Here is a 10,053-nt window from a genome sequence, read left to right as displayed (position 1 = left end):
CAATCGACCTCCTGAGCCCAATGTTCCAAGTGAACGAGGGCTTGCCGGCCGTCAAACACATTGTAGAGGATGGCCTGAACGGCATCGCTGACTCGCGTTTGGCACTGCGGATCGACGGGCACGAGATGGTCAATCAATTGAGGCAGACCCAGTTTCTTGAATAGGGCACTTATTATATTCAAATAAGAATTGCGATAGACCGCTTCGACTTGAACATCCATGAGAGAAAAACTCCTTCACTTTCCTTGTGTGTCAAGGATTCATTCGACATCGGAACGAAAAAATCCTCCCGATTTTCGTCGAGAGGGTGCGAAATGTGAGTTCTGAAACCCGGCCCCTTTCGCCATAAAAAGAAGCGGCCGGCATCATCCACGGTTCGATGACGCAACTGGCCGCTGTCTATGGAAGCGAAGCGCCGGCGAAGACGTCGCGATAGACTGCGCAGTTTTCCTTTCATAATTATTCTATGACTAGAAATTTGTACCTTATAAAATTATCATAATCAATAAAAAATTATTTGTAAATATACTTTTATAAATTTTTAGAAAAATAATACACCAACAATGAACCGCATCGATTTGCAGGACAAACAAGAGGGGCGATGAACGTTCGCCCCCCTCCGTTGCTTCGATCAGCACCGAGCGTTTTCCAGCTCATGCTTTTTCCGTTGATCGAACTTCCCTATCCTCTCCGCCGTTTCGAGCATCGCAGCCCGCCTCTTGTCATTGATACAGCGACGACCCTTGCTGAATAAATTGTTTCGCTTTTTCTTTCATCCCTTCCTCTTTGATTTTCCGCTGCAGTTCATGCGAAATGTTCATTGAGCAAAATTTCGGCCCGCACATCGAGCAAAAATGGGCCGTTTTCGCCGCTTCAGCTGGCAATGTTTCATCATGGTATTCGCGGGCCCGCTCCGGATCGAGGGATAAATTGAACTGATCGTTCCAGCGAAATTCAAAGCGTGCTTTCGAGAGCGCATCGTCGCGCTGCTGGGCGGCTGGATGCCCTTTTGCCAGATCAGCCGCATGGGCGGCGATTTTATAGGCCACGACCCCGGCGCGTACGTCCTCTTTATTTGGCAACCCTAAATGTTCTTTTGGCGTCACGTAACAAAGCATCGCCGTTCCATAAGCGCCGATGATCGCGGCGCCAATCGCTGACGTAATATGGTCATACCCGGGCGCGATGTCGGTGACAAGCGGCCCTAACGTATAAAACGGCGCTCCATGACAAATTTCCTGTTCCCGCTCGACATTTTCGCGAATTTTATGCATCGGAATGTGCCCCGGCCCTTCGATCATCACCTGCACATCATGCTTCCAGGCGATTTTCGTCAGCTCGCCGAGCGTCTTGAGTTCCGCAAACTGCGCCTCATCGTTCGCATCGGCGATGGAGCCGGGGCGCAAGCCGTCGCCAAGGGAGATCGCGACATCGTATTGTTTCAAAATCTCGCAGATTTCTTCAAAATGCGTATACAAAAAGTTTTCTTCATGGTGGGCCAAACACCATTGGGCGATGATCGAGCCGCCACGCGAGACAATTCCGGTCGTCCGGTTGGCGGTGAGCGGAATGTAATGAAGCCGCACACCGGCGTGGATCGTCATGTAGTCGACTCCTTGTTCAGCCTGCTCGATGAGCGTCTCGCGGTACACGTCCCATGTCAGCTTCTCCGGCACCCCTCCTACCTTTTCGAGCGCCTGATAAATCGGCACCGTTCCCACCGGGACCGGCGAATTGCGGATGATGTACTCGCGCGTTTCATGAATGTGTTTGCCGGTCGATAAATCCATGACCGTATCGGCGCCCCAACGCACCGCCCAAAGCAATTTTTCCACTTCGTCTTCAATCGATGAAGAAACAGCCGAGTTGCCGATATTGGCATTAATTTTCACATGGAAACGACGGCCGATGATCATCGGTTCGCTCTCTGGATGGTTAATATTGGCCGGAATAATGGCCCGACCAGCGGCGACTTCTTGGCGGACAATTTCTGGATCGATTTGTTCACGAATTGCGACAAACTCCATTTCTGGCGTAATGATCCCCCGTTTGGCGTAATGCATTTGTGTCACTGTTTTTCCGGGCTTTGCCCTCAATGGACGGCGCACAAACGGAAGCGAACGTTGGATCGCAACAGAAGACCGCTCCATTTCCTCCACATCGCCGCGCTCGACAATCCAGCGGCGGCGAAGAGGAGGCAAGCCTTTCTCCACGTCCGGTTCAAAATCGGGATCCGTATACGGGCCCGTCGTATCGTAGACACGCACCGGTTTGTTTTCCACCATTCCTTGCGGCGTTTTCGTTGGCGACAAAGCAATTTCTCTCATCGGCACGCGCACATCCGGGCGCGACCCTTCGATGTACACTTTGCGGCTTTCCGGAAACGACATAAACGAGCGGATGTTTTCCATGCGTGGCTTCCCCTTTCAACATAAAATATGAAAGATCAGATCTGAAGCCACACCGTCTGAAGCGGGGCAAACACGAGAATAGGCGATGGCGGCCGATTCAAAATAAAAACAGGTTCCGACACCGGAACCTGATCGAAGGCAAAAGGCCAAATGAACAAGACACGTCCATCTGTTCCCGCTGCCTGCTTCCCTACGCTGGCATGACCCAGATCAGGTTCAAAGGGTCAAAGAACTTCATCGCGTTCTTTTCTCAGCCCGGCTCTCGGACTCCCCTAGCAGATAAGCGTATAACAATGATGACTGACTTTTTTTATTTTATCAGACAATTGGCAAAGATGCAAACCATTTTATTCCAAACGTTGACTCCCACACGTCGTTTGAAAGCCCCTCTTTCTCGGAGAAAGCGTCCTTTTCCTCACTCACACAGAAAATTTCTTCAGCATTGCCCGCATCTCGTCCGCCATCTGACCGAGCGATGTCGACGAAGAGGCGATTTCCTCGACGGAAGCCATTTGTTCCTGCGTCGCTGCCGATACGTTGGCCGCACCGGACGCTGACTGTTCGACAATATTGGTCATCTGTTGGAGTGCGTCGTTCACTTGACGAGCATGCTCCGTCATTTGCTCGATGGCGGACGATACTTGCCCAATTTGTTCGCTCACTTGGCCGACCTCCTCGCGAATATGGGCAAATGATTGGCCGCATGCCGCCGCAACGTTCAATCCTTTCACCACTTCGGCGATCACCTGTTCGGCGGACGCAACCGCCCGCTTCGTTTCTTCTTGAATATAGCCGATCAGCTCGGAAATTTGTTGCGCTGAGCGCGCTGATTGTTCTGCGAGCTTCCGCACTTCATCCGCGACAACCGCAAACCCTTTCCCTTGCTCGCCGGCGCGCGCCGCTTCGATCGCCGCATTGAGCGCCAACAAATTCGTCTGCGACGCAATGCCGGTGATCGCTTCCGTAATCTGTCCAATCTCGTTGGAGCGCTCCCCAAGCCCTTTCACCACCTGGCCGAGCGTTTGCACATGATCGTAAATGAACTGCATTTGCTCGGACATTTGTCCGATTGACTGCTTGCCGTCCTCTGCTTTCGCCGACGTTTTCTCGGCGCGGTGCGCCACATCTTTCGTATGGCAAGCGACGTCGCTCAATGTTTGGGAAATATCATGCACGGACGCGGCGGTGGTGCGGACAGCATCGGCCTGCTCCTCCGCACTTGCCGCAAGCGTTTCCATCGTTGTCGCAATTTGCTCTGTCGCTTTCGTCGTCTGTTCGGCGACGGCGGCAAGCTGCTGAGAATATTGCGCTACTTCTTCGGCATGATGTTGGATTTGCCCCATCACACTTTGCCAAGCGTCTGCCATATCGTTTAACGACGCCGCAATCGGCCGCAGCTGCTGCACGCGATCAAGCGGTACACGCACCGTCAAATCTCCGCCTGTCATCTTGCCTAAATGTTCGTTAATAACGGCAATCGGGGCAACAAACCGTCGATAGTTGAGCGTTGCCGAAACGAAGCCGAGCATCGCGCCAAACAGCACCGTAGCAACAAGCGTCCACCAAAATGCCGTCCCGCGAATGCCGTTGACCAGGCATGTGGCCATGCCGATCGCCGCTGTGCCAGGAATGACAACGAACATTGTGCGAATGATATAAGCGCTTAACGACAATCCATTCTCCTCCCTTTTTCTATCATCAAAAAACTTTATACTACTACTATAGCATTGACATATTCGTCAACGTGCATTGGTTTTCCTTCTTTAGCGCCCAGCCATCCTTCGTGCGCGTTGGCGACATTGTATTGTTCCGCTGCGCCGGCGCCTACGGCTGGGACATTTCCCATCATGATTTTTTAACCTAATTTCCGAAAGAAGTCTCCCACCTCAAGGAATGTGCAGGGCGTAGCCCAATGAGTAGGTGGGAGATGAATTTCGGTTGGCAATCGCCAATGAATATGATAGTCTATGGTTAGAACGGACACCTTCGGAACGAAGGGAAGCGTAAAGGGTTCTTGTGTGTGGCTTACCGTTCGGCGAACACGCACAAGTCGCTTGAAGCCCCCACCTCTGAGCGAAGCGTAGGTGGTGGGTAGTTCACGCCATCCGCATCCGGAATTTATTTGCCTCAAATCGTCGATGTAAAAACAGCGGGCCTCCACTCGGAAGCCCGCCTTTTTCCATTGTTTACACCGTCGGTTTTTCCGTTGTCACATACGTCCCAGCGATAAAATCGTGAATCGACCGTTTGTCTTCTCTTGCGGCTACCATAATCGCACTAATAATGAGACCTATGCCAAACGTGATAAAGTATACGAGTCCGCCAACGAACGAGCGCAAAAACATCGTGCCGATGCCGACTTTTCCGCCGTTGACTTTCGCAATCCGGATGCCAAGCATCCGCTTGCCGACCGTATATCCGTACCAGACAGCCGGAACGATCAACGCGTAAAGGATGTTCGCTAATGACGTAAACCAGTTCGTTTCCCAACTGCCAGTGATGAAATAGCCGATGATCGAAATCGGAATGCCAACGACAATAGCATCCAACAAGTTAGCCAACAGCCGCTTCCAAAATCCAGCCGGATTTGTCACCGCCATATGCCTTCCCTCCTGTTGCCTTTTCTATATTGTATTCGCAATCAACAGCTTGACACTCCACACGCCTAAAGGCGTAGGATTCTTGGGTCGTTCGCGTCCTCATCCATTTCTGGTTTGGACAACGCCCAAGTTCGGGGGTGTGTCATCACCCCGTCCCATCGGGTTAGTGTGTACCCCGATGGGCGGCGCACCTGTGACCAGTGCGCTAGGTTAGGCGCCTCAAACCCGAAATCGCTTTGGCGATGTTGATCGCCCCATTTAAGTCGGCGTGGATGGCGTATCCGCACGCTTGGCATTGGAAGCGGATGCCGTTTCGGTTTCCTTTATCTCGATAGCCGCATCGACAGGTCTGGCTTGTGTAGGTCGGATTCACCCACTCCACCCGAATGCCTGCCATTTCAGCTTTATAGGCAATCATCGTTTGCAATTGATGAAACTCCCAGGAATGGAGACTTCGTCCTGCTTCTTTTGCAGAAGCGGCTCGTTTCCGAATCCCCGTCAAATCTTCCATCCGAATCACGCCAACACCGTTGGCGAGGGCAAAGTGGACGATTTGACGGCTGATTTTATGGTTCATATCCTTCATCCAGCGGGACTCTTTACGGCCGATTTTGCGAATCATATGGAGCTTCTTGGCTTTGCCTAACTTTCGCCGCAGAGCCGCATATCGTCGGCGAATGAAGGCGCATCGGTTCCCTTTGAAAAACAACGATTTCGTTCCTACGCTGGCAACGGCGATATAACGAAGTCCCAAATCAACGCCCATTACCTTGGTTTCTTCCTGTTGTTGGACTTCAAATGTGATCGCAACAGCCAAGTACCATTTCTTTCTCTTTTTGTAGAGCTTGGCTGCCCCTTGTTTGGCGGTTCCATTAAGCAGCCGATTCAGCCATGCTTCTTGATAGGGACGCGTGACCACCGGCACGCCGACTCGCTTCTCTAATGTTGGGAATGAAACCGTATAGAACTCTCCCTTTCGCTCGACGTTCCAATTTTGATTGTTGAAGCAACACCATAATGTTTTAAACCTTTTTGCCTTCTGATGTTTCCTTTGAGACTTCACTTCTCGAATCGTCTGATTCACGATGGCAGAAGGAAACCGTTGCGAGGAAAACTCTTTAAATCGTTTACTCGTCGCTTGATTGAGTTTGGGATGATTCAACAGCCAATTCGCAAATTGGGTGTTGATGTTGGTCATCCGTTCGTACATTTCTTGTTTGGCTTTCGTTGGTTTGTGCAGTTCCAGCCTTAGTGTGATCGTGGGCATGGATTCACCTCCTTGTGGCGATGACAGGCTACCATTTTTTAGAATCATTCAAAGAAAAAGGCTCGCTTTCATCCCACCCCTAAAGGAGTGGGCTTTCTCGCTCGCGGATCTGTAAAGCGTCTTATCAACAATATACCTTTTGCCAATGGAAAAATGCAAATCATTCCATTCAGCAAAAAACGGCCGTCCGTTTTTCGGACAGCCGCTTTCATCACCGTTTCCCTTTGATGTATGGCGTGCCGGCCGCTTTCGGCGCCTCAGCGCGGCCGATGAAGCCGGCAAGCGCCAAAATCGTGAGTGCATACGGGGCGATGAGCAAGTAAACGGTCGGGACGTTTTTCAAGAACGGAATCGTTTGCCCGACGATGCTTAAGCTTTGCGCCAACCCGAAAAAGAGCGCCGCCCCCATCGCGCCGATCGGATGCCACTTGCCGAAAATCATCGCCGCAAGCGCCATAAATCCGTGCCCGGAAATGGTCGCATGGCTGAAATCGCGGGAAATGATCGTCGCGTATACCGCACCGCCCAAGCCGCCGAGCGCGCCGCTGATCATGACAGCGATGTAGCGCATTTTGGCGACATGAATCCCCATCGTATCCGCCGCCATCGGATGTTCGCCGACCGCACGCAGCCGCAGGCCAAACGGCGTTTTGTAAATGACATACCATGATACAAACGCCAGCGCAATGGCGATATATGACGGCGCGTACGCGTTGGAAAACAACAGCGGCCCGATGACGGGAATGTCGCTTAACACTGGCACGTCAATTTTGTCAAACCCAACTTGAATTTGGTCCGTCTGCCCCTTGCCGTACATTTTCTTCACTAAAAACAGCGACAGACCAAGCGCCAAAAAGTTGATCGCCACCCCGCTTACGACTTGGTCGGCGCGAAATGTGACCGACGCGACAGCATGCAGCAGGGAAAATACAGCGCCGACCACCATGGCAGCCAATAAGGCAAGCCACGGCGTCCATTCGCCAAACCGATCGGCAAACGTCAAATTAAAGACGATGCCGACAAACGCGCCGATGGTCATCAATCCTTCAAGCCCGATGTTGACGACACCGGACCGTTCACTAAACACGCCGCCAAGGGCGGTGAAAATGAGAGGAGCCGCAAAGAAAATCGTTGTCGGGACAATCGTTTGCAAGACGTCATACACGCTCACTTACTCCGCCCCCTTTTGCCAACGAGATAACAGCCAGCGGATCATGTAGCTGGATGCAACAAAGAAAATGATGAGCGCGATAATAATATCGACGAGTTCGGTCGGCACGCCGGCGCTTGACGGCATTTCCAACGCCCCGACTTTTAAGGCGCCAAACAACAAGGCGGAGAGCAAAATGCCAAACGCGTTGTTTCCTCCGATCAAGGCAACCGCGATGCCATCAAATCCAAGGCCGGTAAAGCCGGCTTTCGTCGAGATGTTTCCAAATGTGCCAAGCCCCTCCATCGCCCCGGCGACGCCGGCAAAAGCGCCGGAGATGACCATCGCTAAAATGATGTTGGCGCGCACATTCATGCCCGCGTACTGTGACGCATGCTGATTGAAACCGACCGCCCGCAGCTCAAACCCTTTCGTCGTCCGCTCAAGCAAAAACCACATGACAAATGCGGCGGCGACAGCGATGAAAATGCCGTAATGCATGGTGGAATGATGCGTAATGGCATCAAAAAAGTCGGAGTGAAGCGATGCGCTTTCTTTCACCGGCTTTGATTTAAATCCCTCATCAGACAAAACGGAACGGATGATGGCGTTCGTTACATGCAAAGCAATATAGTTCATCATGATCGTAATAATGACTTCGTGCACTTTTAAATACGCCTTCAGCACACCCGGAATCAAGCCCCATAGCGCCCCGGCCAACGCGGCGGCCAACAAGGCAAGCGGCAAATGGATGATTTTGGGCAAATCAAAGGACACCCCGACCCAGACGGCAGCGAGCCAGCCGACGATGAGCTGCCCTTCGACCCCGATGTTAAACAAGCCGGTGCGAAAGGCAAACGCCACCGCCAAGCCCGTTAAAATGTATGGCGTCGTCTGGCGGATCGTTTCGCCGATATAGTACGTATCGCCAAACGCCCCGTACACGAGAGCGCCAAAGCCGGCGATCGGGTTGTAGCCGCTTGCAAGCATCACGATCGAACCGGCGATCATGCCAAGAAGAACGGCCAACAATGGTATCAAAAATTGCTGGAGACGATTCGACTTCATCACGACACACCTGCTTCCTTCCGTTTGCTTCCAGCCATCAACAGCCCGAGCTCCTGTTCGGTTGTTTCTTTCGGATCAACGATGGCGACGATGTTTCCTTCATAAATGACAGCGATCCGGTCGCTGACGTTCATCACTTCGTCAAGCTCAAACGAGACGAGCAGCACCGCTTTCCCGCGGTCTCGCTGTTCAATGAGCCGCTTATGAATAAATTCGATCGCTCCAACATCAAGCCCCCTCGTCGGCTGGGCGGCGATCAACAAGTCCGGGTCGCGGTCGACTTCACGGCCGATGATCGCTTTTTGCTGGTTTCCGCCCGATAGCGCCCGCGCCTTCGTATATTCATCCGGCGTGCGCACGTCAAATTCGCGGATGAGCTGGCGCGCTTTTTCGTAAATGGCTTGAAAATTCAACAGACCCCGTTTCGAGTACGGCGGCTGATAGTACGTTTGCAGCACCATGTTTTCGCCGATCGGAAAGTCAAGGACAAGCCCGTGCTTATGCCGATCTTGCGGAATATGGCCGACGCCGGCTTCGATGATTTTACGCGGCGGCAAATTCGTAATGTCTCGGCCGTTGAGGCGGATTGTCCCTGATTCAGCTTTGATCAAGCCGGTTATGGCTTCAATGAGCTCGGTCTGGCCGTTGCCGTCGACTCCAGCAATGCCGACGATCTCGCCGGCGTGCACCGTCAAGTTCAAACCGTTGACCGCTTTGATCCCGCGCGCGTCCTTGACGACTAAGTCTTTAATTTCCAACACCGGTTTTCCCGGCTCAGCCGGTTTCTTAGCGGTCGTAAACTGCACCTCGCGGCCGACCATGAGCGCCGCCAGTTCGTTCGGATTCGTCTCCGCCACATTGAGCGTCGCAATTCCTTTGCCGCGGCGGATGACGGTGACGCGGTCGCACACTTCCATAATTTCTTTGAGTTTGTGCGTAATTAAAATGATGGATTTTCCTTCGCGGACGAGCGTGCGCATAATTTGCATGAGCTCGCGAATTTCCTGCGGCGTCAACACCGCTGTCGGTTCGTCAAAAATCAAAATATCGGCGCCGCGGTAAAGCGTCTTTAAAATTTCCACGCGCTGCTGCATGCCGACGGAAATGTCGGCGATCTTCGCTGTCGGATCGACCGCGAGTCCATATCGTTCCGACAATTCGCGCACTTCCCGCTCCGCCCGCTTCATATCGATCGTTCCGGCCCGCGTCGGCTCGCTGCCTAAGATGATGTTTTCCGTCACGGTGAACGTATCGACGAGCATAAAGTGCTGATGCACCATGCCGATGCCAAGATCATTGGCGACGTTCGGGTCGGTGATGCGCACCGGCTTTCCTTTCACGCGGATTTCGCCGCCGTCCGGCTGGTATAAACCGAACAGCACGTTCATGAGCGTCGATTTGCCGGCCCCGTTTTCGCCAAGCAGAGCGTGTATCTCCCCCTTTTTCACTTGCAGCGTAATGTTGTCATTGGCGACAAACGTGCCAAACACCTTGCGGATATTGAGCATTTCAATCACGTATTCCAAGCGATTCACTCCTTACTCAAGCAAGGTCAAA

The 10,053-nt window shown here is 52.5% G+C and carries 8 protein-coding genes and 1 riboswitch; all 8 genes read right to left on the bottom strand.

All coding sequences use genetic code 11. The annotated features are described in order from the left end of the window. The coding region (locus B1A75_RS07025) for a DUF4277 domain-containing protein (protein ID WP_139761714.1) at positions 1 to 221 on the bottom strand (221 nt) is incomplete at its 3' end. A gap of 501 nt (positions 222 to 722) precedes the next feature. Further along, positions 723 to 2,411, bottom strand: a complete 1,689-nt coding sequence (thiC, locus tag B1A75_RS07015; RefSeq protein WP_074044039.1) for a phosphomethylpyrimidine synthase ThiC — start codon at positions 2,409 to 2,411, stop codon at positions 723 to 725. Between the two features lie 170 nt (positions 2,412 to 2,581). Next, positions 2,582 to 2,695: riboswitch (TPP riboswitch) on the bottom strand. A 135-nt stretch (positions 2,696 to 2,830) separates the two neighbouring features. Further along, the gene (locus B1A75_RS07010; protein WP_074044038.1) at positions 2,831 to 4,084 is read right to left on the bottom strand and encodes a methyl-accepting chemotaxis protein; all 1,254 of its coding nucleotides are present in this window, start codon (positions 4,082 to 4,084) and stop codon (positions 2,831 to 2,833) included. A gap of 513 nt (positions 4,085 to 4,597) precedes the next feature. Next, positions 4,598 to 5,011 (bottom strand): RDD family protein, encoded by a 414-nt coding sequence (locus B1A75_RS07000; RefSeq protein ID WP_013522922.1) that lies wholly within the window; start codon positions 5,009 to 5,011, stop codon positions 4,598 to 4,600. 205 nt (positions 5,012 to 5,216) lie between these two features. After that, the gene (locus tag B1A75_RS06995) at positions 5,217 to 6,278 is read right to left on the bottom strand and encodes an RNA-guided endonuclease TnpB family protein (RefSeq protein ID WP_079935968.1); all 1,062 of its coding nucleotides are present in this window, start codon (positions 6,276 to 6,278) and stop codon (positions 5,217 to 5,219) included. Positions 6,279 to 6,489: 211 nt separating this feature from the next. After that, the gene (locus B1A75_RS06990; RefSeq protein WP_011230786.1) at positions 6,490 to 7,449 is read right to left on the bottom strand and encodes an ABC transporter permease; all 960 of its coding nucleotides are present in this window, start codon (positions 7,447 to 7,449) and stop codon (positions 6,490 to 6,492) included. Next, positions 7,450 to 8,496 (bottom strand): ABC transporter permease, encoded by a 1,047-nt coding sequence (locus tag B1A75_RS06985; protein WP_013145711.1) that lies wholly within the window; start codon positions 8,494 to 8,496, stop codon positions 7,450 to 7,452. Beyond that, positions 8,496 to 10,022: an ABC transporter ATP-binding protein gene (locus B1A75_RS06980; RefSeq protein ID WP_011230784.1), complete on the bottom strand. Its 1,527-nt coding sequence runs from the start codon at positions 10,020 to 10,022 to the stop codon at positions 8,496 to 8,498. The genes B1A75_RS06985 and B1A75_RS06980 overlap by 1 nt, the downstream gene beginning before the upstream one ends. Positions 10,023 to 10,053 lie beyond the last annotated feature (31 nt).

Origin of the sequence: Geobacillus sp. LEMMY01, assembly GCF_002042905.1 — a bacterium.
GTDB lineage: Bacteria > Bacillota > Bacilli > Bacillales > Anoxybacillaceae > Geobacillus > Geobacillus proteiniphilus.
Note: the sequence above shows the minus strand (reverse complement) of the source record. Positions and strands in the feature narration are given on the sequence as shown.

Bases quoted from the DNA above. Each gene is read 5' to 3' on its own strand.
- thiC (WP_074044039.1), bottom strand. From the start codon at position 2,411: ATGGAAAACATCCGCTCGTTTATGTCGTTTCCGGAAAGCCGCAAAGTG.
- B1A75_RS07000 (WP_013522922.1), bottom strand. From the start codon at position 5,011: ATGGCGGTGACAAATCCGGCTGGATTTTGGAAGCGGCTGTTGGCTAAC.
- B1A75_RS06995 (WP_079935968.1), bottom strand. From the start codon at position 6,278: ATGCCCACGATCACACTAAGGCTGGAACTGCACAAACCAACGAAAGCC.
- B1A75_RS06985 (WP_013145711.1), bottom strand. From the start codon at position 8,496: ATGAAGTCGAATCGTCTCCAGCAATTTTTGATACCATTGTTGGCCGTT.